At 48.6% G+C, this 23,819-nt stretch carries 21 protein-coding genes and 1 other annotated feature; of the genes, 10 read left to right on the top strand and 11 right to left on the bottom strand.

Features of this window, described 5'->3' with window-relative positions; genetic code table 11:
* Positions 1–78: 78 nt before the first annotated feature.
* Together trpS and PPA03S_RS22390 are read right to left on the bottom strand one after the other, a co-directional pair.
* Entirely contained in the window at positions 79–1,074 is a 996-nt protein-coding gene (gene trpS / locus PPA03S_RS22400) for a tryptophan--tRNA ligase (protein ID WP_062326204.1), read from the bottom strand.
* A gap of 343 nt (positions 1,075–1,417) precedes the next feature.
* Positions 1,418–1,737, bottom strand: a binding site (T-box leader).
* Between the two features lie 27 nt (positions 1,738–1,764).
* A complete protein-coding gene (locus PPA03S_RS22390) occupies positions 1,765–2,700 on the bottom strand; it encodes a DMT family transporter (protein WP_062326202.1) in 936 nt (311 codons plus the stop codon).
* A 131-nt stretch (positions 2,701–2,831) separates the two neighbouring features.
* Between PPA03S_RS22390 and PPA03S_RS22385 the strand changes: the two genes are divergently transcribed.
* Positions 2,832–4,226: an aminotransferase-like domain-containing protein gene (locus PPA03S_RS22385; RefSeq protein ID WP_062326201.1), complete on the top strand. Its 1,395-nt coding sequence runs from the start codon at positions 2,832–2,834 to the stop codon at positions 4,224–4,226.
* Positions 4,227–4,309: 83 nt separating this feature from the next.
* Here PPA03S_RS22385 and PPA03S_RS22380 read toward each other — a convergent pair whose 3' ends face one another.
* The 3 genes from PPA03S_RS22380 to PPA03S_RS33735 all read right to left on the bottom strand — a co-directional run bounded on the left by PPA03S_RS22380 (position 4,310) and on the right by PPA03S_RS33735 (position 6,908).
* Complete coding sequence (locus PPA03S_RS22380) at positions 4,310–5,629, bottom strand: glutamate-1-semialdehyde 2,1-aminomutase (RefSeq protein WP_062326200.1); 1,320 nt, start codon at positions 5,627–5,629, stop codon at positions 4,310–4,312.
* A gap of 87 nt (positions 5,630–5,716) precedes the next feature.
* On the bottom strand, positions 5,717–6,760 hold the full coding sequence (locus tag PPA03S_RS22375) for an LCP family protein (protein WP_062326199.1): 1,044 nt from the start codon (positions 6,758–6,760) through the stop codon (positions 5,717–5,719).
* Position 6,761: 1 nt separating this feature from the next.
* Positions 6,762–6,908 carry a hypothetical protein gene (locus tag PPA03S_RS33735; protein ID WP_217998963.1) on the bottom strand — a complete coding sequence of 49 codons (147 nt, stop codon included), beginning with the start codon at positions 6,906–6,908 and terminating at the stop codon, positions 6,762–6,764.
* 56 nt (positions 6,909–6,964) lie between these two features.
* On the opposite strand from PPA03S_RS33735, the gene PPA03S_RS22370 reads away from it, so the two are divergent.
* From PPA03S_RS22370 to bcp, 4 genes are read left to right on the top strand one after another with little or no spacing between them, the layout of a single operon-like run.
* Positions 6,965–8,011 carry an ABC transporter ATP-binding protein gene (locus tag PPA03S_RS22370; protein ID WP_062326198.1) on the top strand — a complete coding sequence of 349 codons (1,047 nt, stop codon included), beginning with the start codon at positions 6,965–6,967 and terminating at the stop codon, positions 8,009–8,011.
* Position 8,012: 1 nt separating this feature from the next.
* Positions 8,013–8,807 carry an ABC transporter permease gene (locus PPA03S_RS22365; RefSeq protein ID WP_062326197.1) on the top strand — a complete coding sequence of 265 codons (795 nt, stop codon included), beginning with the start codon at positions 8,013–8,015 and terminating at the stop codon, positions 8,805–8,807.
* A 4-nt stretch (positions 8,808–8,811) separates the two neighbouring features.
* Positions 8,812–9,597, top strand: coding sequence for an ABC transporter permease (locus PPA03S_RS22360; protein ID WP_062326196.1), 786 nt, complete (start codon positions 8,812–8,814; stop codon positions 9,595–9,597).
* A gap of 44 nt (positions 9,598–9,641) precedes the next feature.
* A complete protein-coding gene (gene bcp, locus PPA03S_RS22355) occupies positions 9,642–10,106 on the top strand; it encodes a thioredoxin-dependent thiol peroxidase (RefSeq protein WP_062326195.1) in 465 nt (154 codons plus the stop codon).
* Between the two features lie 183 nt (positions 10,107–10,289).
* Here bcp and PPA03S_RS22350 read toward each other — a convergent pair whose 3' ends face one another.
* The 5 genes from PPA03S_RS22350 to PPA03S_RS22330 are packed head-to-tail and all read right to left on the bottom strand — an operon-like array spanning position 10,290 to position 15,569.
* Positions 10,290–11,417, bottom strand: a complete 1,128-nt coding sequence (locus PPA03S_RS22350; RefSeq protein ID WP_062326194.1) for a GerAB/ArcD/ProY family transporter — start codon at positions 11,415–11,417, stop codon at positions 10,290–10,292.
* Positions 11,418–11,460: 43 nt separating this feature from the next.
* Positions 11,461–12,567 (bottom strand): GerAB/ArcD/ProY family transporter, encoded by a 1,107-nt coding sequence (locus PPA03S_RS22345; protein ID WP_062326193.1) that lies wholly within the window; start codon positions 12,565–12,567, stop codon positions 11,461–11,463.
* An 18-nt stretch (positions 12,568–12,585) separates the two neighbouring features.
* Positions 12,586–12,822: a hypothetical protein gene (locus PPA03S_RS22340; protein WP_062326192.1), complete on the bottom strand. Its 237-nt coding sequence runs from the start codon at positions 12,820–12,822 to the stop codon at positions 12,586–12,588.
* A gap of 5 nt (positions 12,823–12,827) precedes the next feature.
* On the bottom strand, positions 12,828–14,030 hold the full coding sequence (locus tag PPA03S_RS22335) for a Ger(x)C family spore germination protein (protein ID WP_062326191.1): 1,203 nt from the start codon (positions 14,028–14,030) through the stop codon (positions 12,828–12,830).
* 18 nt (positions 14,031–14,048) lie between these two features.
* Entirely contained in the window at positions 14,049–15,569 is a 1,521-nt protein-coding gene (locus PPA03S_RS22330; RefSeq protein WP_062326190.1) for a spore germination protein, read from the bottom strand.
* A gap of 174 nt (positions 15,570–15,743) precedes the next feature.
* Here PPA03S_RS22330 and PPA03S_RS22325 point away from each other — a divergent pair, with 174 nt between their 5' ends.
* On the top strand, positions 15,744–17,060 hold the full coding sequence (locus tag PPA03S_RS22325) for an MFS transporter (protein WP_062326189.1): 1,317 nt from the start codon (positions 15,744–15,746) through the stop codon (positions 17,058–17,060).
* Positions 17,061–17,168: 108 nt separating this feature from the next.
* Here the strand turns inward: PPA03S_RS22325 and PPA03S_RS22320 are convergent, their stop codons facing one another.
* Positions 17,169–17,813 carry a DedA family protein gene (locus tag PPA03S_RS22320; protein WP_062326188.1) on the bottom strand — a complete coding sequence of 215 codons (645 nt, stop codon included), beginning with the start codon at positions 17,811–17,813 and terminating at the stop codon, positions 17,169–17,171.
* Between the two features lie 242 nt (positions 17,814–18,055).
* Here PPA03S_RS22320 and PPA03S_RS22315 point away from each other — a divergent pair, with 242 nt between their 5' ends.
* The 4 genes from PPA03S_RS22315 to PPA03S_RS22300 form a co-directional block, all read left to right on the top strand.
* A complete protein-coding gene (locus PPA03S_RS22315; RefSeq protein WP_062326187.1) occupies positions 18,056–19,324 on the top strand; it encodes a polysaccharide deacetylase family protein in 1,269 nt (422 codons plus the stop codon).
* 121 nt (positions 19,325–19,445) lie between these two features.
* Positions 19,446–20,420: an AAA family ATPase gene (locus PPA03S_RS22310; protein WP_245683703.1), complete on the top strand. Its 975-nt coding sequence runs from the start codon at positions 19,446–19,448 to the stop codon at positions 20,418–20,420.
* Positions 20,417–21,796, top strand: coding sequence for a DUF58 domain-containing protein (locus PPA03S_RS22305; protein WP_062326185.1), 1,380 nt, complete (start codon positions 20,417–20,419; stop codon positions 21,794–21,796). Before PPA03S_RS22310 ends, PPA03S_RS22305 begins: the two co-directional genes overlap by 4 nt.
* Positions 21,783–23,819 (top strand): transglutaminase TgpA family protein (locus PPA03S_RS22300; RefSeq protein WP_062326184.1); only part of this gene is annotated, 2,037 nt, incomplete at its 3' end. The genes PPA03S_RS22305 and PPA03S_RS22300, both read left to right, overlap by 14 nt.

The following is a 23,819-nucleotide window of genomic DNA, read 5'->3' as shown; positions in this document are numbered from 1 at the left end:
GGGGTCCCCTTTTCCCAATAGACTATCCTCAGCATTGTTAACGTGATTTGGGATGTTCATACAGGTAACTCTTAAATACTAGAGATCAAAATAACGGATGCCCATGGCTTCACGTACCTCGGACATCGTTTCCCTGGCCACCTTTCGTGCTTGACGTGTACCTTCGATCAAAATTTCTTTCACCTCATCTCCACGGTGCTCATAGTTGTGTCTTCGTGCCCGGAACGGAGCAAGCAGCTCATTAATGGCATCACCAGCCATTTGTTTGCAGTCCCTGCATCCAATCGTTCCCTGGCTGCAGCTGATATGGATTTCTTCAGCATTCTCCTTACGGAAGAGTTGATGGTAGGCGAATACCGGACAGATATCCGGGTGTCCCGGATCGGATCGATAAATACGCGCCGGATCTGTCTTGGCTTTGGTCAGCTTGGCATGTACCTCATCCGGGTGAGCATTCAGGAAGATGGCATTTCCCATGCTTTTGCTCATTTTTCCGATGCCATCGAGTCCACCCAGGCGTTCTCCGATTAGGATGTTCGGCTCAGGCAGAACCGGAGCATATAACTCATTAAAACGACGTACCAGTTTCCGTGCTGTTTCGATATGAGGAATCTGGTCTTCGCCTGCCGGCACGAGAGTTGCTTTGCAGAATGCAATGTCCGCAGCCTGACTGACGGGATAACCGAGAAATCCGTAATATAGATCCTGATAGCCGCGGTCACGTGCCTCGCTCTTAATCGTCGGGTTGTGCCGAAGAGTATTCACGGTGATAAACATGGAGAAAATGACAGTCAGCTCGGCAATTTCCGGTATCATGGATTGGATGAACAGGGTAGCTTTGTTGGGGTCAATCCCTACAGCAAGATAATCCAGTGTTACTTGATGCACGCTGTCTGCAATCAGCCCCGGTTGATCATAGTGGGTTGTGAGTGCCTGTACATCCGCCAATAAAATATACGTTTTGTACTCATCCTGTAATTGCACCCGGCTGCGCAGGCTGCCCACGTAATGGCCGAGATGAAGCTGACCCGTTGTCCGGTCTCCGGTTAAAATAATATCTTTGTTTTTGTTCATGGTTTAGTCTCCTTTGAATTTGTGATGTTCCGATTATAGGTTGCTGACGCCACCAGCCGTCTTCCACGACCATCACTTCCTTTCAGCCTGCATCTTATCAGTCGAACTAAAGATTATTTACACCTGTCACTTCGATGACAGAACAACCTTCCGATCGCTGTTATCCCCTGATTTTTTGATACACTTTCACAAAAGGTGAAAATCCGGGGATAAAGGCGAACACTCCGCTTCTTCAGGTTATTTCTGTCCTCTCCGTTCTCGTGTAAATGTTGAGTTGAACAAATATAGAAATTAAAATCAAAAAAGCTTCGTCCTTCATCCTGTTTCCCGGACGGGAACAGAATAGAAGGACGAAGCTTATGCCTCGCGGTGCCACCTTGATTGGCCGCTGGTTACGTGGCCCACTTGAGAGATACGGATTACCATATATGCGGAAAGCCCGGTTGAGGAAGTCCACATATACCTTATCGATATCCTGTCCATGGATAACGGCTGAACATGCCGCCTTGCCTACTGACGATCCAAGCTCCTGATTACGGTGCAGACCGGGTTCAACTCGGAACTCCGAAGCCCATTTCCACATGACCGATTCACCTGCTCACACCATCCGCCGGCTCTCTGAAGAATCCTGTCCTGTGTACTTCTCTTCATCATTGTTGATAACATCCGTTTACAATTTTTAACATTATATCATGCTTTGACCGGGTTGACCAGTCCGCGTTTTCTTCTGCTCATATTGGTGCCGAGTACACCAGCGATGATGAGCAGGGCACCCACAAAGTGGTAGCCATGTACCGGCTCATGCAATATCCAGGCCCCGCCTGCAATGGATATCAGTGTGGACAGATTACTGAACACACTCATCTTGGAAGCTTCCAAATGAGTTAATGCATAGCTGGCCAGCAGCGTGGAGATCATCGTGGAAAGGATGGCGAGATAGGCCAGCGCCCCCAGATACGATGCATCTCCAAGTGGTTTCACATATTCGATCAGGGTTCCGCTTGATGCATGACGGATCAGGGATGCTGCATTGAAGACTATAAATCCAACCATCAGCGTTACCCAGGTTAATTCCATCGGTTTATATTTCTGAGCCAAGGGCCGTGCAAGCACCCCATATCCTGCAAAACAAACGGTGGAAAGTAGCAGTAAAGCAATCCCTTTAAAGTTGCCTGCGGACATCCCGCTGCCTTTCATGACAAAAATAAAGACTACACCCGCTACAGACAGCAGCAGGAACAATTTTTGCAGGGTGGACGTACGCTCTTTCAGAAAGATGGAAGCGAGAACAAGAGTGAATACAGGGGCAGTAGCCTGGATAATACCTGCTTCCGAAGAATTGGACGAGACGAGTCCGAATGCCTGAAAAGCAAAAAATAAAACAGGCGAGAGCAGCCCCAAAGGAATGATACGCCACAGATCACGCAGTGTTAGCCTAATCCTGATCCATCCAAAAATAATAGGGATGCTGACTACGAGTAACGACAAGGCAAAACGATGTGCCAGTACATCGATTGGATGTGCAACGCTAACCGTCATTTTTACAAATAAAAAGGATAAACCAATAATGGCTGCATATAAAACAGCTGCTACATATGCGGATGTTCGAGTTCGGGTAGGGCTCATAGGGTTTCCTCCAATGTGTACAATCTGACCTTATTTAATATACGGCCAGAACAATGGTGGTACAATAGACAAAAACGAATACTGTACCGGTACAATTAAGGAAGCTTGAACAGAAGGAGGGAAAGAAACCAATGAGGAAATATGAGATCATCGCCGAATCCCTGAAACAATGGATTCAGGAGCAATTGCGACAACAGAACAGTGGACAATGGTTGGACAAAGGGATCAAGCTCCCGGCTGTACGTGTTCTCGCCGAGCAATATCAATGCAGCGTGAGTACCGCCATCCGAGCATATGAGTGGCTGGAAGAGCGGCATCTGGTCTACGCTGTGCCTCAGTCGGGGTATTATGCAGTACAGAATGGAGTAGAAGTAGAGGATGGGGAGTGGCAGGGACCGCTGGATTTTGCCTCCGCAGCTCCTGATCCGCGTGTATTCCCTTACTCTGATTTTCGCCATTGTGTGGACCAGGCGATGGAGAATAAACAGGCAGACTTGTTTTTGTACGGAACGGAAAGGGGGTTGCCTTCATTGATAGCGCTGCTCCAGAAGCAATTCACCGATTATCAGGTATTTGCCCGGAAGGAGCAGTTTTTTATTACGTCAGGGGTGCAGCAAGCACTGGCTGTATTGGCCTTAATGCCTTTTCCGAATGGGAAAAAGCAGGTACTGCTGGAACTTCCGGGTTATCATAATATGCCTTCGCTTCTTAAGGGATTAGATATACCCATCGCTGGCGTCAGACGCTCTCTGAACGGCCTGGATTGGGATGCGCTTGAACGACAGTTTCGAGAAGGAGATATCAAATTTTTCTATGTTATGCCCCGTTTTCATAACCCGATTGGCACTTCCCTGACGGCAGCAGAGAAGAAGAGATTGATTCGGCTGGCTCATCGTTACGATGTGTATTTGGTAGAGGATGATTATCTGGCCGATCTGGAAGAGAACACGAAGCAGGACCCGTTATGGTCTTATGATAGGGAAGGGCGAGTTATTTATCTGAAAAGTTACTCCAAAATCCTGTTTCCCGGCCTGCGGATTGGTGTGGCCATCCTGCCTGCAAATCTCACTGCTCCGTTCAGCACGTACAAAAAAATGCTCGATATTGACACTGCCGTACTGTCTCAGGCTGCACTTGAGGTCTACATCCGTAATGGGATGTTTGCTCACCATGGTAAAGTCATCCGCAGCCGTTATGCTGCCCGCATGAGCAGGTTACATCAACAGCTTGATGCCTTTCCTGACTTCACACCATTTGCGAGTGCGCCGCGAACAGGAGGGGAGCATACGGTTCTTCCGCTGGCTAAGGATATGCCGCTCAGGGTGTTGTTGGCCCGTTTGGATCAACGTGGAGTCATTGTTGATACCACAGAACGTTATTATCCGGATGCTGTTCAAGGGATACATCAGGATAAAATGCTGCGGTTGAACATATCCAATGTACCCAAGCAGCGGATCAAGGAAGGCCTGGAGATCATCCGTGAGGAGATCATGAAACTGCAAAAGGCGTCCACACAAGCGGAATAATCGCCAGTGTGGACGCCTTCTTTCATACGATCATATGTTCAATAGCTGTATTATGGTTCGCTGCGTGAAAAGTGGATAACGGTTTAAGCCTGCGCCATGGCTTTGAACGATGCCTCTGCAGCTTCGAGTGTTTCCTGAACATCCCTGTCCGTATGTGCAGTCGTCAGGAACCAGGCTTCATACTTGGAAGGAGCCAGGTTAATGCCGCGGTTCAGCATGTGACGGAAGAAGGAAGCGAACAGTTCTCCGTCAGTATCCTGGGCCTGATCATAGTTCGTAACCGGGTGGTCACAGAAATGTGTAGAGAAGGCGCCGCGAATCCGGTTGATCGTCAGGGCAATACCATGACGGTCAGCAGAAGCCTGCAATCCTGTCGTCAGGTCAATCGCCAGACGCTCCATCTCTTCATACACCCCTTGGCCTTGCAGAACTTCCAAACATGCAATGCCAGCAGAGATGGAAGCCGGATTGCCGGCCATCGTACCCGCCTGATATGCAGGGCCGAGCGGAGCGACTTGCTCCATAATTTGTTTACGACCGCCATAAGCACCAATGGGCAGACCGCCGCCAATGATTTTGCCCAGAGCAGTCAGATCCGGTTCAATCTCAGCATGGTTTTCCAGCCCGGCGTATGTCTGGGTAGAACCATAATGGAAACGGAAAGCAGTGATGACCTCATCGTAAATGACGAGTGAGCCGTTGGACCGAGTCATGGCACAGAGTCCCTCCAGAAAGCCGGGTTCCGGCATAACCATACCGAAATTGCCGACAATCGGTTCAACCATGACAGCAGCAACATCATCGCCCCAACGCTCCAGAGCTGCTTTCAAGCTTTCCAGATCGTTAAAAGGCACCGTGATGACTTCGTGTGCAATACTGGTCGGGATGCCGGCACTATCCGGAATTCCCAGTGTAGAAGGGCCAGAGCCTGCAGCCACAAGGACAAGGTCGGAGTGACCGTGGTAACATCCGGCGAATTTCACAATTTTGTTGCGTTTGGTATATGCACGGGCAACCCGGATGGTGGTCATGACCGATTCTGTACCGGAGTTCACAAAACGAACCTTGTCCATCGAAGGAATGGCTTCTTTCAGCATTTTGGCGAGTTTGATTTCAAGTTCCGTTGGCGTGCCGTACAGTACCCCATTCGCAGCTGCTTCGGTAATCGCCTGGGTAATATGGGGATGGGCATGTCCTGTAACAATCGGGCCGTACGCCGCAAGATAATCAATATAGCGGTTATCATCCACATCCCAGAAGTGCGCACCTTGAGCCTTTTTCATAAATACAGGTGCACCGCCACCGACGGCTTTGAACGAGCGGGAGGGGCTGTTAACACCTCCTACAATGTGTTGAAGGGCTTCTTCATATAAAAGTTCGGAACGGGAACGTGATGGATTCATAAGATAACTTCCTTTCGTATTTGATAATCTAATACAGAACACAGCGAAAGGGCAGCGTATTGGCTGCCCTCTGCATGTTTCACTTCGTTACTGTGCCGGCTGCTCCGAATTTTTTTCGTTCGCGCTGGCTGTTTTGTCGTCTGCTTCGGTCTGGGTGTCTTCCGACTGGGCAGGGGGATGAATGATATCTTGAATAAGCTGTTTCAACTTCTCTTCGTTGGTAACGGACAATACTTGAGCCCCGCCTGCAGTCCGTTCTTCCTTGAGCATGTTCATTGGCGGAATTTGCTCACTGCCATTCATGCTGCTCTGGTAGCCCAGTCCACCCAGTTTCCACATGTCAGAGAGGGTCAGGTTGGTATCCACATAAGGATTGACCTGTTCCAGAATGGAAGGCAGCTTGGCAATCGTAGTTGTTGATTGCATTTTCGCTGCTACTGCTTTCAGGAATTCACGCTGACGTTCGGAACGTGCGAAATCCGACATGGCATCATGGCGAAAACGTACGTACATCAGAGCTGTTTCACCGTCCAGATGCTGGTAACCCTTTTTCAGATCAATATCGTACTCATTTTTGTCCGCTTTACTTGTATAGTGCATGTCCTTCTCTACGTCAAAATCCACACCGCCAACAGCGTCCACCAATTTGATGAATCCTTGAAAATCGGTATACACATAATACTGAACAGGGATGCCCAGCAGATCTCCGGCAGCTTTCATCGCTGCATTGGGACCGTGGGTAATCGCTGTATTAATGCGTTCTTTGCCATATCCATCGATATCGACGTATGTGTCTCGCAGAATCGAGAACAAATTGATTTTTTTGGTAGTTGGATCAAGGGATACGACCATCATGCTGTCAGAGCGGGGAATTTCCCCTTCCTTCAGGCCGCGGGCATCAACGCCCATAACCAGGATGTTCACTGTTTCGGTGCCTTCCCATTTTGGAGGGTCCGGGGTGTTTACTTTTTCAACATTATCGATACCGGCAAACGGGGATTCGTCGCCTTCCTTTTGCAAGCCATTCAACTGATTAAGAATAGAACCGAAATAAAATGCCGCTGCGCCTCCAACGATCAACACGAAGGTGGCAAGAGAGATCCAGATGGTTCTCTTCGTCTTTCTGGTCATGCTAGCTCTCCTTTGTATTCAGAATGAAATTAAAAACGGGTTCGGGCAATCCACTATTCCGAAGCTGTCCGAACACATCATCCATCCTTTCGGCAGAGGATGCGGCTTCAGAGTATTTTAAAGCTTGCTGAATTTTGACTGATACCATTATAATTTCTTTTTGGGCTACAAGCAATTTCAACAAAATCCAAGTGAGGTATAATCATGCTGGCGATTGATGTCAAAGATTTACGCAAGTCGTTTAGTGTCCAGAAAAGTCGAGGCGGACTTAAGGGCGCATTCCAGGACCTGTTTGCACGTCAATACCAGGAGGTATTGGCTGTAAATGATATTTCATTTCAGATTCCGCAAGGCGAAATATGCGGATATATTGGGGAGAACGGTGCCGGTAAATCAACTACGATCAAGATGTTGACCGGCATTTTGGTGCCTACTTCAGGGCAAATATCGGTTGGTGGATATGTTCCGTATTTGGAACGGGAGAAGTTTGTACAGAATATTGGTGTCGTTTTTGGTCAACGCAGCCAACTATGGTGGGATATCGGTGTCATTGAGTCCTTCCATCTGCTGCGCAAGGTATATCGGGTAGGAGAGGTTGATTTTCGTAAACGGCTGGATGAACTGGTGGAGCGGTTGCAGCTTACGGAACTGCTGAACCGTCCGGTTCGCAAGCTCAGTCTTGGACAGCGTATGCGCTGTGAGCTGGTTGCTGCGCTGCTGCACAATCCGGATATTGTTTTTCTGGATGAGCCAACCATCGGTCTGGATATTGTCGTGAAATCGGAAATTCGTGAATTCCTGAAAGACATGAATAAAGAACACGGAACAACCATTTTGCTGACGACCCACGATCTGCAGGACATCGAAGCGCTGTGTTCAAGAGTCATTATGCTTGATGCAGGCCATATCATCTATGATGGCGGTCTGGATCACCTGAAGTCCCAATGGGGGAAGGAACGGGAAATCCGATTCAAGTTTGGAACGGGTCATACCATGGAACAAATGCTGGAATGGACTGCTGCACTGCCTGTTCGCTGGACAATGGAGAACGAACTGTCCGCATCGGTCTGGATTCCGCTTGAACTCAATGTGTCGGATGTGCTTGGACGTGTGGTTGGACAGGCAGATATTACCGATATTCAGATTATTGAGATTAACACGGATGAGATCGTGCGCAGTATTTATCAATCCGGTTCCGCCGAGCGTCCCGAGATTGTGGGCGCAGGGAACGAAGCGGTGGGTGTATCCTAAGATGAATAGTGCATTTTTTGATTTTATGCGCATCCGGTTTCTGACGATGCTTGCATACCGGGTGAATTATTATTCCGGCATTTTGATATATACGCTGAATATCGGCGTGTATTACTTTACGTGGCAAGCGATTTACGGCAGTAGTGGTGAGCTGGGCGGGTTTACGGCAGCTCAGATGACGACATATGTGGCGGTATCGTGGATGGCGCGTGCGTTTTATTTTAACAACCTGGACCGGGAGATCGCCGCGGACATTCGCGATGGCTCCATTGCCATTCAATTCATCAGGCCGATCAACTATGTCATGGTCAAAATGATGCAGGGTCTGGGCGAAGGTATTTTCCGTTTCCTGCTGCTCATGATTCCTGGAATGCTCATTGCCATTCTGTTGTTCCCGGTTGAACTTCCTACGGCGCCGTCCGCGTGGATTGGCTTTCTGGTCATGCTGTTCTTCAGTTTTCTCATTAACTCGCAGATTAATGTTATAACGGGACTGGCGGCATTTTTTGTGGAAAATAATGAAGGCATGATGCGCATGAAACGCGTTGTGGTCGATTTGTTCTCCGGTCTGATTATCCCGATCAGCCTGTATCCAGGGTGGATGTCTGCAGTGATGAAGGTATTGCCTTTTCAGGCCATTACGTATCTGCCCGGCTCGGTTTTCACCGGAAGAGTGGAAGGTACAGGCATTTGGAGCGTACTCGGCATTCAGGTGTTCTGGTTTGTCATACTGCTCGTTCCGATGATGCTGATCTGGCGTCAGGCGCGCAAGCGTCTGTTCGTGCAAGGAGGGTAATGTAATGTACTATATAGGTTTGATCTGGGAATATTTGAAGAACTATATGAAAACCAGGCTCACGTACCGTGCCGACTTCTGGGTGGAAATCCTGTCGGATCTGTTGTTCCAGGCAACGAACCTGATCTTTATTTTTGTCGTATTCAGACATACGGATAATCTGGGCGGCTGGAGTGAGAGCGAAGTCCTTTTTGTTTATGGATATTTTATGGTGCCTTACGGCATCTTCAGTTGTTTTATCAATTTGTGGGGGTTCAGCGAGCGGTATATTGTCAAAGGTGAGATGGATCGCATATTGACCCGTCCGGCGCATAACCTGTTCCAGATTTTACTTGAAAATGTGGACCCGCCTGCGCTTGTAGGTTCGTTTATCGGCCTGGTTATCATGGGCATCAGCGGTGCGGAGATGGGACTCATGCTGGAGTGGTGGCATATCCCGGCCCTCATTATTCTTGCTCTTAGCTCCGTATTAATCTACGCAGGCATCTATATCACCTTGACGTCGTTGTCTTTTTATTCGGACGCGCCTACAGGTATCCTGCCATTAATGTACAACATTCAGGGATATGGACGTTATCCGGTAACGATCTATAACCGTGCGATTCAGGTTCTGTTAACATGGGTCATTCCGTTTGCCTTCGTAGGGATCTATCCGGCAGCGCTGTTCCTGGAGCGATCGGAGATGCACCGCATGGCGATGCTGACACCTGTGGTAGGGATCGTATTTGGCTCCATTGGTCTCCTGCTGTGGAATTACGGTGTAAAGAAGTATCGCGGAGCAGGATCATAACCGAATTCCTTGTGAAAGGAAGATGAGGATGAGGAGGAATTGAGATGACATTAACTGAAGGCCAGCTCGCTCCAGATTTTGAGCTCCCGTCGAGTACGGGAGATACGGTGAAGCTGTCGGATTATCGCGGGCAGCGGGTACTGCTTTATTTTTACCCGAAGGATATGACTTCGTCCTGTACGCAGGAGGCATGTGATTTTCGTGATCGCCACGAGGAGTTCAAGGGATTGAATACCGTTATTTTGGGCGTCAGCACCGATCCGATGACACGACACGATAAATTCATTGCCAAATACGGCTTGCCATTCATTCTGTTGTCAGACGAAGAGCATCAGGTAGCCGAGCAATACGGCGTATGGCAGCTCAAGAAGTTGTATGGCAAGGAGTATATGGGTGTGGTACGCTCCACGTTTCTCATTGATGAGGAGGGTGTTCTACTGAAGTCGTGGCTGAAGGTACGAGTTAAAGGACATATCGAAGCAGCACTTGAGGCTGTAAAGGAATTGTAGAAAAGGGAATGTGCCTGTTCTCTCCATATAGGAACAATGTGTTCACTTCATGCGAAGGGCTGTGCTCGCGGAATTTACCGTGGAACACAGCCTTTTTATGTTATACTTTTTCAATTTGTAATAGGGCATGGTGGGTCTATTTCTCGCGAATTGCAAAAGGCTTTATGGATTTATGCCACATGTTCATGTGTGTAACCGTTCTGGTCTGGTTTGACCTTTTTTGCTCTTGCCAAAGCGTATACGATGAACCAGCAAAAGGAACAGGGGGATGATGAAACCTACGGTCATGTCCCAATCCACCCACTCGGGCATAATGGTATTGGTGTAGAAAATGACATTTGGAGAGATCAGAATAGACAATGAAAACATGAGCAAGTTTGAAGGTAATATAAGGGGTTTATAGGTTTTCAACTGGAACAGGTGAGCTAGTCCAATAACAAATGCAAACATATACAGCAGGCTTTTGAAATAAGTTGCAATTAACCATGCAGTAGCCATGAGAGCTTCAATGCGTTCAAAAAAATTACCGATATTAATTTTCTGGGACAGGGCATATGAAATATAAATATCATGCTGGGTCATGAATGGCCCCACCACGAGCAGGGAGAACAGTAACAGCACACTGAGAAGCAAACCTCCCATTAAAGTGGCGAGCAGCATATCACGTTTAACATTTGGCCCTTTCATTACATAAGGAAGAACCATGGTAAGTACGATCAGCTCACCGAATGAAGTGAAAGCTCCACGGACCACTGCTTCAATCAGATGTGTCCACTTGACGCTCAAGAAAGGTTGCAGATGTGAACCGTCTATTTTGGGCAAAAGCCCCATGAACAGGAGAAGCATAAAGACAACAACAACAGGGGTCAGCATTTCAATGCTGGCTGCCATGGGCTGCAAACCTTTCCTAAGGCCCCAGATCAGAGAGCATATGAGCATAATCAAGATGACACGAATGGGAGTCTGGAGGTAAATCTGGGTAGTCATAAAGTCTCCAACCTCACGGATACAGACGGCTGCACCTATGGCGAAATAGAACAGGTAACCAGCGGATAGGACCGAGCCTGCCCATAGGCCAAGCAGCTTTCTAATGATTTCAATTAGAGAAAGATCCGGAAATGTCTGATGGAGTTTGTACAGAATCCAAATAATGAACAGACCGATGGGCTGGCCGAGGATAGAGCATAACCATGCATCATTTTTACCCAAAGCAGTGACCAAAGACGGATAAATCAGAATCATATCTCCCACCATGACAAGAAAGGTAAGCAAGGTAAATTGCCGAATGCTGATTTTATCTTTAATGATCATGGTCTCTATCCTCCCTTCTGATCGATACCTTATAGAAGCACTGTTATCCGGAAGACTTGGTTTTCCAGCGCTTTTTGAACATGTGCACCAACAATAACAACCCAGGCAAAATAATGCTTAAAGTGGTGTCCCAATCTACCCAGTACGGAACGACCGTAATGACGATGAAAGTCAAACTGGGCGAGACCAGATTGGCAAGGCCAAAGACCAACAGGGATGTCGGGAGGATCAGCATGCGGTACTGCTTGAGCTTGAACAGTTCTGCGGTTCCCAAAACAAATGCATACATATACACCATGGCTTTGAAATATGTAGAGATAAGCCAGGAAGAGGCCATAATCGCTTCAATGCGCTCGAAAAAACCGCCGATATTAATCTTTTGAGATAAAGTAAAAGAAGCATAAATATTATGCTGTGTAAGGAAAGCACCCAGAACCAGCAGAGAGATGGTAACGAGTGCTACCAGGATCAGGTTGCCGAGCCCTGCAGCAGCGAGAACATCCCGAGTGCGGTGTGCCTGATTCAACGTGTAGGGGACAATCATCATGATGGGAATCAGTTCGCCTACGGGGTATATGATACTAACGAGGATCCCTTGCAGGATCGAGACCACACCCGTATCTGTAGCAGGCTTCAAATTGTTGGGATCAACCTGGGGCAGCAGACAGAATGTAAGCACAAGAATAAACACAATAAGGACTGGCATGAGCAATTCACTGCTTCGTCCCATCGTTTCCAGCCCATGGTATACTCCCCAGCCAAGCGCAACAACAAACATCAGAGCAATGACGCGAAGCGGAGTGTACTGAAAAATTTGTGAGGTGATGAAATCTCCGACTTCCCGGATGTGTGTGGAGGTGCCTACCACAAAAAAGAAAAGATAAAAAATGGAGACAAGCGTGCCTGGCCAAAATCCCAGAATACTTCGTGAAATCTGTATCAGATTTTTCTCCGGATAAAGACTGCACAGCTTCAAAAACAGAAGCATGAGGGCCATTCCGAGAGGGACACCGACAAGAGCGCATATCCAGGCATCTTGATTGGCATAGGAAGTGATAACCGAGGGATAGATCAGCATCATATCCCCGACGACCATCATGAAAATGAGAGTGGACAATTGTCGTGTTCCAATCCGGCCCTGCTCCAGCATAGTGTCCCTCTCCTTTTCCTAAGTTCCAGTCAGATGTGCCAGAAATTGATTTACAGGTTCATAGATCCATATGATGAGATATAGGGGACTCGGGAATTCCCACAAGTTTGCTGCAATGACACTTAAGAAGGTAGCCAGCAGAAGCAAGGTACTGTATACAGCTATTTCTTTCCATTCCTTGCTTCGTATGAGGGCAGGAAGATCGAACCACCCGATAAGCCCAGCAGTTACAATGACGCCAAGTGTAAGCAACATCCCGTTCACTCCCTGAGTTCATTTTTGAACGAATCATCCAGTGTCCCTACACGCTTGATTTGCACATTAACATCGTAATGCACATCCAGATGTTCAAGATAGCTATCCCAGTCTTTCTCCACTTTTTTAAAGAAGGCAGGGTCCGCGTGATAGACCTCTTGTCCAAATCCGAAAATATCAACATGGAACTTGCGCTGCACTGATTTGATGGATTCTTGCATCAGATCCACAAGCCGCTCCTCATTGTCCCGCTCCAGTTCCTTGAGAACGTCCATGGAACCAATCTTGATTCCGCATTCCACAGCACCGATGGAGGACACATTTTTGATTTTGATGCTGATCACAGGATGACCGGCAACGACTTTTGCTTTGCGTTTGGTTGTTGAGCGCAGGGTTTTGAAGGTCACGTTCCCACCTTTTCGGCAAGGAAGATGTCCAATGGTGGATTTCACATTGTCTCGGATATAGTTATATCCCTTGGACTCATCCTCCGTCAGCCAGCCAACCAGCTTGTCCTTTCTGAATACGGAAAGTCCGGTTGAATTCAGGCTGGCGGGAGAATCGATGGTTGAAATATTATCCTTGCTTCCGCTTTTCTTCTGAGGACCAACAATCTCCACGCCGGTTATTACAGGCTGTATGCCGGGAGCAATCATATATTCCATTAACTGATCTCCGGTAACGGTTGTCGTGGGTGACCAGATTTTGGAGGATACATCCAGTGAATTAAACAACTTCTCTGCCGGCAAGTTCTCAAGTGGCGTTAACACATCCAGCACTTTGGCAGCCGTTGTATTTCGGGCCACCATGACATAGTAGTCAGGGCGTACCGTAGGTTCCCGCATTAGAGCTTCAGTTACATCATAAATACCGACTTTCCGGGCATATTCTTCACCAATGACCATTACGCGAATATGCGCCATAAAGATACGGCGGGGACTAGATTGCGTTAATTTTTGCATCGCTTCAAACAATGTTGGGGCAGATGCTTGGTACTGCGTCACAGGGGTCCCTTTACCTCCTCCTGATTTGGAAGATACTTCATTGGGCACAACCACTTGAGCGGTCACCTTAATCATTTCACCATCCTTGTCCACACCCAGTCCCAGCATGATGCCGAGCTCATTGAGTTCCTGTCGATCCCAGCATCCGGTAAGGAGAGGGAGCAGAACGGCAAAAGACAGAATCAATTGTAGACATTTGTTCATACACGTTCTCCTTACCGATTATCGTTTTGTTTTTTGGTTTGCCTGTCTGGTTTTGTTTGGCGTTCCGGTAGAAAGAGGACGGGTCTTCATCCGGGTCCAAGGCACGCGGAACAGGGTATCTTTGAGATCTTTCCCGATATAAGGCGCAAACGGGGACATATATGACACGCCAAAAGACCTTAAACTGCATAGATGAGTTACAGTGATCAGCAGAACGATCAGAATGCCGTAGAATCCGAAGGCAGCAGCCAAGATCATCAGAACAAAACGCAGAATTCGCACAGAGATGGACAATCCATTTTCCGGGATGACATAACTGGATATCGCTGTAATGGATACGATGATAACCATGGCAGCCGATACAACGCCTGCATCTACAGCGGCCTGACCAATAACAAGGGTACCGACAATGGAAACGGCCTGACCGACAGTCTTTGGAATCCGGATGCCCGCTTCCCGCAAAATTTCATAGGTCAGCTCCATCAAGATGGCTTCTATGAATGCCGGGAATGGGACCCCTTCACGCTGAGCTGCCAGGCTAATGAGCAGGTTGGTAGGCAGCATCTCCTGATGAAAGGTAGTAATGGCAATATAAAAGGATGGGGCAAGTAACGCGATAAAGAAGGCCAGATAACGAATCATTCGAATCAATGAACTAATATCGGCCCGCTGGTAATAATCTTCAGGAGACTGAAAGAAATGAACAAACAGGGCCGGCACCAGCAGCACGAAAGGAGTACCATCTATAATAATGGCCACCCGGCCTTCAAGCAGGGCAGCACAGACGGTGTCTGGCCGCTCGCTATTATAGACTGTAGGGAAAATTGTGCCTGTCTTGTCCTGCACGAGCTCCTCGATATATCCGCTTTCCAGAATGGAGTCAATATCAATCCCATCAAGCCTGCGCCGAAGTTCTTTGACGACCTCCTGATCGACGATATGTTCCAGATAGACTACCGCTATCCTGGTGTTGGTGACTCGACCAATCTCCCTTTCTTCGATCCAAAGATGGGGGTCGCGAATTCGTTTGCGTATCAAGCTGGTATTCGTTCGCAAATTTTCATTAAAGCCTTCCATCGGACCGCGAACAACCGTCTGGGAAATAGGTTCACCGACGGCGCGGTCTTCCCAGCCCGCAGCTGCAATTTTCAAGCCCTGATTCGATCCTTCAAGGAGTACCACGACAAAGCCTGCCAGAAGAGCATCGAGGACCTCTTTCATCTCATCGATCAAGAGCACATTGCTGGCCACCAGAACATCGTTCTGGAGATAGCTCAGATGTTCATTATCCGCCGAAAAGTCAGGCAGCTCACGGGTCTGTAACAAGGATTCAAGGATGGAATGATTAACAATCTGTACATCTACCATTCCATCAATGTACAACATGACAGAAGACCATTTGTGCAGACATTGCAGAGGACGAATCATCAGGTCTTTGCTGTTCCCCATCACCTTCTTGCAGTAATCGGTATTTTCCGTAAGATCCGGAGATATTTTTTTTGTACTTTGACTCGGATTGTGCTGCTCTGCTGTACTCATTCCTTCACCCCCTCTACACCCTATAATTGCAAATTAGTATGACCTGGATGAATCCGGATTATCACGAAAAGTGATATTGAATATCCTTGGGCGAAAAAGAAGATTGCCAATTCTTATATATTAGAATAATATCTAATTAGATAAGTGTCTAATAAAACGAAAAGAGGATTGTTCATGTTATTCGGATTTTCCATGCTGTCTTTGCTGCAAAAGGAGCCGGGGTACCGCAGGATTTTCATTGCGGGAATGGTCAACGGCATCGGGGATCGGTTTTCCCAGATCGCCGTGCTTTCATTAATTCTGAGTATCACAGGATCTGGACTGGCCGTAGGACTTGTGCTTGGACTTCGTGTGCTTCCGTTTCTGGTGCTTGCCCCCGCAGGGGGCTTGTTGACCATGCATTTTTCAAGGCGAACGATTATGCTAATGACCAATTTGTTGAGAGTTCCTCTTGCCTTGAGCTATTTGTTTGTCAATCATGCGGATGATTTGTGGATTCTGTACACCGTCAGTACTTTACTTGCTTGTGCGGAGGCCCTCTATGCACCGGTTCGCAAATCAGGAATACCACTGCTCGTACAGCCGGGTAATCTGCTCCGGATTAATGGGCTTGAACAGGTGATGAATGGAACGGTGCTCATTGTTGGTGCTTTAATTGGAGGAATTACTTCATCCATGATGGGACCTCAGGCCGCTTTTATAACCAATGCATTGTGTTTCCTAACAGCAGCTATGGTGATCCGTAAAATTTCATTTCCATCAGAAAGGGATGCTGAATCCGGTGAGATTTCAATTGAAAATGGAGAGCGTTCAACCAGTGTCTCAGCCAGTGTGACCTCTGATCATACTTCAGGGATTACTCGCGACCAGGGTGAAGTTCATGTTTCTTCTGTAATCTGGCGGCTGGTTCGGTCTTCTGTAGTATTACAGATGATCATCCTGTTTGAGTTATGGGTTCCGGTCATAAACGGAATCGATAATGTATTGATCAGTGTGTATGCGATTGAAGTGTTTGCGCTGGGGGATTGGGGAGTAGGCATGTTCTATGCTGCACTCGGAACGGGCCTGGTATTGAGCAGCTGGTGTTCTCGTTATTTCCAGCACTGGTTACTTCCTGGTGTAATCGTATGCCTGCTGGTAGAAGGAGGGCTGCTTATGCTGCTGAGTATTGCGGCTCAACCATGGCTTGCTTCCCTGATCTACGTTCTGCTTGCGCTCATGTCAGGCGTAGGCAATACCTGTCTGGATACATTATTGATGCGTGAAACGCCTAAGAAGTATCGTGGACTCATCTTTGGATTGGTGACGGCATGCAGCAGTTGTATGCTGGGATTGTCCATGTTTGGTGCGGGTTTATTATTGGAGGTGGTAGAACCGCGAACGCTAGGATTTGCAGGAGGTTTGGGTTTCGCAGCCATTGCTGTATTGCTGACATCATATGGATGGCTAAGGGCCCGTGAGGCTTTTAATATCAGACGCATGGACAAATGAATATGAAAAAAGGAGTGCGACTTGTACGCAGCTCCTTGCTTATCCTATATACAGTTGAAACATCTCTCAAATTAGAAACATCAAACATCCGTAATCCGGACTTTTGGTTTACTTTTGTCTTTGACGAACAGGAGCTGGCTTACGCAGGGATCTCGCTGTCCAGGCTTTTCGATAACGGTACAATATCGCTGCAATCAGCAGCAGTCCAATACCCGCCGCGATGTACGCTGCATATTGATGTGCCAGGTGGAACACGGCGTTCCACTGGGGTCCGAATATTTTGCCAATACCGAGAAATAACAATACCCAGAACAGCGCGCCTGAATAGGCGTATAATGCGAATTTGCGAAAGGGAACAGCAGCTATTCCGGCGAAATATCCGGTGAAATGCCTTATACCAGGAATGAAATAACCAATAAAAATCAGGGCATTGCCATACTTGGCAAACCACTTTTGTGTCTTATCGAGCTTGTCCTGCTTCATCAGAAACCATTTTCCATACCGTGTAATAAACGGCAGACCTGCTTTGGCTCCAATAAAATAGGTGATGGTCATGCCAATCGTTGTTCCGAGAAAAGCCAGAATGGCGAGTATACCAAAATCCAGGTGTCCCTTGTAGGACAGGAATCCTGCGTAAGCCATCGTTGTTTCTCCCGGAAAGGGAAGGGCGATAAATTCCAGCAGCAAGCCAAAAAACAAAACGCTGTATCCGTAGGACCCAAACAGATGCTGGACCTTCTCAAGCAATTCCAATAGATTTCACTCTCCTGCAGACTGGGTGGGAGCCTAACTACTCTCCATGGTGTTTCGTTCCTGATCCTACCTGTCCATTATGCTACCTAATCCGAAGCGAAGAATCAATCACAGGCCATCCCAAATTGTGAAAAATATAAAACAAAATCGCGTCTTTTTTCGGCGAATCCTCCATATAATTCTAACAAATCTGCTGAAGTCTATCAGCAAATTCACTAGAGACGCTGGAGGTTGATTTATTCATGGTAACACCAATACATATATTTTTATCGGGTAAAAGGTCTGCTCTCATTCTTCGAATTATGGTATTGCTGTGTGTATTTGCTGCATATGCAGGCACATCGTACGCTTCCTCTGGGTCAGGCTTTGTAGCGGCTGCCTCCAAAGAAAAGAATCTCCAGGACAAAGTAGTCTATTTGAGTTTTGACGATGGACCGGGCAAACATACCCGTGAAGTATTGGATATTTTGCGTAAAGAGAAGGTTCAGGCTACATTTTTTGTGTTGGGTGAGCAGGCAGAACGTTATCCGGAGATGATCCGTTCCGTTGTAGAGGATGGACATGCTCTGGGCAATCATACATTTAATCATCAGTACGAACAGCTGTACAGTGATTTTAAAGTGTTCTGGAAGCAGATCAAACAGACAGAGGCCGTAGTGGAGCGAATTACCGGATTTCGTCCAAATCTGGTCCGGGCACCGGGTGGGACCTATGGGCATTTTGATCAGAGCTATTTTGATCTGTTGAAACAGGGCGGGTATACCGTCATGGATTGGAATGTAGACAGTGGTGACTCCAAACGCAAAGGCGTTCCGGCCAAAGAAATTCTGACGAACGCAACCCAAGTGCCAGCCGGAGCACGTTCTGTCATTGTACTGATGCACGATGGGGGCGCTCATGCCGAGACGGTAAAAGCACTGCCGGGTATCATCAAGTATTACCGCGATCAAGGCTATCGATTTGATACGATGAAAGCCACGGATCAGCCTGTCCAATTCCGCGTACATCCCGCTGAGAAATACAAGTCCCGCAAGGCTCCGGGAAAGGCGTGGATTGCAGAGCACGTGCAGGAGAACAGCAATCTTTGGCTTGCGGGCAAGGAACTAAAGGTGGAAATGGGTCTGGCGGCAGCCACATTGAAACCAGGGGAGTTTCGCGTGGAAGATCAGCGGATTATGGTGCCTTTGCGGACCTTTATGAAGAAGTTCGGAAGCAGCGCCCGCTGGGATGCAGAGACCAGAACCGCTACTGCGGTATGGAAAGACCGAATCATCCATGCAAACAGTATCAGCGGAGAGCTAAAAACGAAGCGTGCAGACCAGGTGGATGACATGAGGACAGTGGGGGCCGTACAAACCCAGGGAGGGACGACTTGGGTTCCCCTGCGAGAGTTGATGGAGCACATGGGTGTTAACGTACAATCCATGAAGGTGAACGAAAAAGAATGGATTGTGAAAGCCAGTATGCCTCTGGCAGCAGCAAACAGCATGTATATCTATAAAATGATCTGAAGAAAGTCGTTCTTGCAGGACTATTCTCTCTACTTCCGGGCAACACTGAATCATAGATTACTATGGCTCAGGAATGCCGATGGATGGAAGGATGGAGATCAAGAAAATGACTTATATCCGAATGGAACACGAGCATGCTGTTGAATTGCTGAATAGAGTTATGAAGCGAGTTGAAAGTGTGATTGTTGGCAAAAAACAAGAGATTCGTTATGTGCTGACTTCGATGCTCAGTGGAGGTCATGTGCTTCTGGAAGATGTACCGGGTACAGGCAAAACGATGCTGGTTCGCGCCGTCGCTTCCGCGCTGGATTGCTCCCTGGGGCGGATTCAGTTTACGTCGGACGTGATGCCGGCAGATGTGACGGGTACATCGATGTATCATCCGCATACTGGCGAATTCAAATTTCGACCAGGACCTGTTATGTCCAACATCGTTCTGGCAGATGAAATCAACCGTGCTTCTCCCCGGACCCAGTCGGCACTTCTGGAAGCGATGGAGGAACGACGCATTACGGTGGATGGCACAACCTATGCTTTGCCGCGTCCGTTCTTTTTGCTGGCGACGCAGAATCCGCTGCAATTTGAGGGTACCTACCGCTTGCCTGAAGCACAGCTGGATCGATTTATCATGAAAATCGGGCTGGGCTATCCTGAACCGGAGCAGGAAGTGGAACTGTTAACCCGGATGTACAGCAGAGAATTATTGGATGAGCTTCGTCCGGTCATGCTTGCGGAAGAGATCTCAGCCATGCAGCGTGAAGTAAAACAGGTCCATGTCGATCCTGTCGTCAAGCAGTATCTGGTTGCTGTTGCCGTGGCCTCCCGAAGTCATCCGGCAGTAAGGCTGGGAATCAGCCCGCGTGGAACGTTGGCCTGGATGGTGGCTGCCCAATCATTCGCTTACCTGCAGGGACGCAGTTACGTCATTCCCGATGATGTCAAAGAGATGGCTGTACCTGTCCTTTCCCATCGTATTCAATTGAAGGCCCAGAATAGAGGGGAGGCTTGGGGCCAGGCGCAAGTCATTCAGGAAGCTCTCACATCGGTGCCTGTACCTGTACAAATGGCGTCCCAGGGAAGGGGACGGCGTCAATGACTGTCTTGGGTCAACGGGTGCTGTGTGTTGTTTTGGTAGTTGCTTTTACTACTTTGTATATATGGCATGGAGGAAGAGCGGCCCTGTTTCTGTCTATTCTGGCAGCCTTGATGCTTGCAAGCGGGATGCTTCTCCATTTCTTCGGCCCGCGCAATGTTGTCATTCGGCGGCAGATGCAAGCGAATCGGATTGCAGCAGGGGAAAAGGCGCGGGTACAGGTGGAGTTGGCATTCGACTGCCGTATGCCATTGTTATGGATCATTTTGTGTGAGAACACCCCTGCTGGTATACACCGCAAATTAATCTTCCCGGGAGCCCGGCGTCAGTTTACGTATCAATATGAACTATCGGGTCTGCGCAGAGGTGTGTACAGATGGGAGACAGGCAAACTGTACTGGGGTGATGTTTTCGGTTGGAATACGGTCTCTGCAGAGACAATGGTTCATACTCCCCTGATTGTTGTCCCCCAAGCTGCAGACTGGAGCGAGAATAATTGTGGTGAATACTCAGCAATGGGCGAAGATTCGCTGTCTGAGCGGAGAAGCAGTCAGGGGAACCGCAGCCCGGATTATCGTGAATATCAGCAGGGAGACCCGCTGGGACGTATTCACTGGAAGAGCACGGCCAAAACCGGTCGGCTTCAGACCTTTTTGCCCGAAACATCGGATACAGCCTCACTCGGTATATTGGTATATGAAGGTGCATCGGGATATGAGTTGAGACAGTCGGAAAAGAGAGACACTCCCGCGTTTGAACATGCGGTTCGTGCAGCTGCCCGCTGGATTTATACTGCAGAACGGGACCATATTGCTTATCAACTGTGGATGGAAGGTGGGCGTAGTACCTCTAACCAACAAGAGAAGTGGCAAGAAAACATCCTGCATCAGACGGAGGATACTCATGCACTGGACAGACTGGCTCAGGCACAAATATCCAAGGTTCACTCTGTCTCTCCATCGATTCGCACAGATATGTTGGATAGCTTGGCACTAGGGTCACGAATTGTAGTTCTCACAGGGATAATGGATGAATCTCTGATAGACTGGGTAACCAGAGTAACGGGACGGGGATATCGGGTAGAGATTCAGCTAACCGGGCTTGCAGCTGAAGAAGAATTATCGCGCACACGCTTGAAGCCGCCTTTAGGAAGCCATTTGGAGGAGAATCGATTACATCATGTGGACGATCTGGCTGCCAACAGGGTCTCAAATTCCGTGCAGCCCTCCTCACCAGGCCCGTTATATCATAATTCCGAGAATGGATTTAACCGGGATAACTTGGAACAGCTTCGTCACAGAGGGGTGCACATCCAGTGGATCACAGACAGGTCGCTACCTTCCATGGGAAAGGCGGAGGTAACCGATGTGGGAGCCTAATGGGACTCATCAAGCGAACGCCACTGTGGCAGACAGAGGCCCCCTAACCAGTTCGAGATTCGAATCTGTTCGTTCCCCTTATATAGCAGAGCCCAAGACAGTTGGTCCAGGTTTGAAGCATATTGGACAAGGTAAAGTACCTGTCCTGTATACATTTTTCGTTTCTGCCATTTTGCTTGTCTTGTCCCTGGAGTGGATTTATCCTGTTACGTCATCAGGTCAGCAGGGGAGTGAACGGTTCTTGTCCGTGATGACTGCATTGACGGGGACTCTCCTGCTCGCAGGGTTGCTTCGAACAGGCTGGATCACGGGGATTCTGGTCCGGCTCTGTATTGCTTTGGTAGCATTATGCTGGATGTACGGAGGAATTGACCCCGCAGGGTGGGCGGTGACATATCCTTCAACACTTGCAGCGGATATGGGCAGTTTTTTCCATACCTGGCGTTTTCACTCGATTAGTGTAGAAACCAGAGGCTTGCTTATGATGTGCGGTTGGAGCATGTTGATTACTTCCGTGCAATCGCTTGTACTGCTGCGACGAAGTGTGATGCTGTTTGGCAGTGCAACATTGGTGTATTTGCTGTTGCTTGAATCTTTTGCCGGACTGGATGTATATGCTTCGGTGATTCGCTCTGTGTTATGGATCTTGCTCATTCAGGCCATGCTGCAGCTGCTCCGCCTCAATGGTGGAGTGACTACTCCGATTTACGGACGCAGTCCCTATGTGCTCTGGTCTACGGTAACTCTTGCGGTGTCGGCATGTATGATTCTTTTCTCGGCGATTCCTGGTCAACTGGTTTCCATTCCTCCACCGGAACGTATATCCCTTGAGCAGATGGGTGAGCGGCTGGCCCACTGGGCAGGCTATACACAGCACGCAAGCATTCCTGCCGCAACTGCCGTTACTGGATATAGTACAGCGGATGCACCAATGGGGGCACCTTTGACCCAGGGAGACACCCTCTTTTTTGAGGCGAAAAGCCCGGAAGCCACGTATTGGCGGGGCGAGACACGTTCATATTATAACGGAAGTACCTGGAGTGATCCGGCGCAGCGCTTTGAGACGGCGAGTCCATCCGGATTGGTGCGTGCCGATGGTTGGGAAAATCCGACCTACTGGCAGCGTATTCGTCAAACCGTGACGATGAAGCGAGAATGGAGAGGACCAAATCCCCTCTTTACAGGTGGGATGCCACTCCAGCTTGCATTACAGGATAAGAACAGTGATCACCAGAAGAACAAACGTTTACTGCTGTCGAATGAAGATTCTGCAACGTTATGGCTGGCGGGTACTTATGACGATCAACCGGTCAAAAGTTATACGGCTGACGTCATGATTCCTGTGGCAACTCCTGAACAACTACGCCTGCTGGGGAAGACGTCCAAAATGAAAGATCCGGCTGTAATTCGCAGAACGTATTTGCAGCTACCAACTACGCTTCCCGGACGCGTACAGGCTCTTGCCAAGGAAATCATTCAGGGAAGTGAGACCCGTTATGATGCCGTGCAAGCTGTAAAGTCGTACCTTGCCAACCATGCCTCATATACGCTGGATACTCGTATGCCGCCGCGCGGAACGGATTTTGTGGACGATTTTCTATTTGTCACGCGGCAGGGGTATTGCAATCATTTCTCAACAGCCATGATTGTGCTGCTGCGTGCAGAGGGTATCCCGGCACGCTGGGTTAAGGGGTTCGGGCCTGGAGAAGCAGATCCAACGGTTTCCGGGCAATACGTCATAACCCAGGGCGATGCACACTCCTGGGTTGAAGTGTATTTCCCTGGCGTGGGCTGGATGCCATTCGAGGCTACCCCTGGCTTCACCATGACGCAGGGTGAAGGTCAAGGTGCTGCTGCGCTTGGCGGGCAGCAGTCCGCCGTAACCCCGTCGCTGACGGATGGCGGGGTGGCTCGCGCGGGCGCATGGCTGCTCGCCCGCGTAAGGGCCATTGCCGCGCAGCCATGGCTCGTGGCAGCTCTTGCAGCGGCGGCGCTGCTGTGCGCCGCCGGGGCCCTGCGCATG

Source organism: Paenibacillus pabuli NBRC 13638, assembly GCF_001514495.1.
Taxonomy (GTDB): Bacteria; Bacillota; Bacilli; order Paenibacillales; family Paenibacillaceae; genus Paenibacillus; species Paenibacillus pabuli.
This window is presented reverse-complemented; position numbering and strand designations above follow the sequence as displayed.

Excerpts from the sequence above, each read along its gene's own strand:
- trpS (WP_062326204.1), bottom strand. The coding sequence starts at position 1,074 with ATGAACAAAAACAAAGATATTATTTTAACCGGAGACCGGACAACGGGT.
- PPA03S_RS22390 (WP_062326202.1), bottom strand. The coding sequence starts at position 2,700 with ATGAGCCCTACCCGAACTCGAACATCCGCATATGTAGCAGCTGTTTTA.
- PPA03S_RS22385 (WP_062326201.1), top strand. The coding sequence starts at position 2,832 with ATGAGGAAATATGAGATCATCGCCGAATCCCTGAAACAATGGATTCAG.
- PPA03S_RS22380 (WP_062326200.1), bottom strand. The coding sequence starts at position 5,629 with ATGAATCCATCACGTTCCCGTTCCGAACTTTTATATGAAGAAGCCCTT.
- PPA03S_RS22375 (WP_062326199.1), bottom strand. The coding sequence starts at position 6,760 with ATGACCAGAAAGACGAAGAGAACCATCTGGATCTCTCTTGCCACCTTC.
- PPA03S_RS33735 (WP_217998963.1), bottom strand. The coding sequence starts at position 6,908 with ATGGTATCAGTCAAAATTCAGCAAGCTTTAAAATACTCTGAAGCCGCA.
- PPA03S_RS22370 (WP_062326198.1), top strand. The coding sequence starts at position 6,965 with ATGCTGGCGATTGATGTCAAAGATTTACGCAAGTCGTTTAGTGTCCAG.
- PPA03S_RS22365 (WP_062326197.1), top strand. The coding sequence starts at position 8,013 with ATGAATAGTGCATTTTTTGATTTTATGCGCATCCGGTTTCTGACGATG.
- PPA03S_RS22360 (WP_062326196.1), top strand. The coding sequence starts at position 8,812 with ATGTACTATATAGGTTTGATCTGGGAATATTTGAAGAACTATATGAAA.
- bcp (WP_062326195.1), top strand. The coding sequence starts at position 9,642 with ATGACATTAACTGAAGGCCAGCTCGCTCCAGATTTTGAGCTCCCGTCG.
- PPA03S_RS22350 (WP_062326194.1), bottom strand. The coding sequence starts at position 11,417 with ATGATCATTAAAGATAAAATCAGCATTCGGCAATTTACCTTGCTTACC.
- PPA03S_RS22345 (WP_062326193.1), bottom strand. The coding sequence starts at position 12,567 with ATGCTGGAGCAGGGCCGGATTGGAACACGACAATTGTCCACTCTCATT.
- PPA03S_RS22340 (WP_062326192.1), bottom strand. The coding sequence starts at position 12,822 with ATGTTGCTTACACTTGGCGTCATTGTAACTGCTGGGCTTATCGGGTGG.
- PPA03S_RS22335 (WP_062326191.1), bottom strand. The coding sequence starts at position 14,030 with ATGAACAAATGTCTACAATTGATTCTGTCTTTTGCCGTTCTGCTCCCT.
- PPA03S_RS22330 (WP_062326190.1), bottom strand. The coding sequence starts at position 15,569 with ATGAGTACAGCAGAGCAGCACAATCCGAGTCAAAGTACAAAAAAAATA.
- PPA03S_RS22325 (WP_062326189.1), top strand. The coding sequence starts at position 15,744 with ATGTTATTCGGATTTTCCATGCTGTCTTTGCTGCAAAAGGAGCCGGGG.
- PPA03S_RS22315 (WP_062326187.1), top strand. The coding sequence starts at position 18,056 with ATGGTAACACCAATACATATATTTTTATCGGGTAAAAGGTCTGCTCTC.
- PPA03S_RS22310 (WP_245683703.1), top strand. The coding sequence starts at position 19,446 with ATGGAACACGAGCATGCTGTTGAATTGCTGAATAGAGTTATGAAGCGA.
- PPA03S_RS22305 (WP_062326185.1), top strand. The coding sequence starts at position 20,417 with ATGACTGTCTTGGGTCAACGGGTGCTGTGTGTTGTTTTGGTAGTTGCT.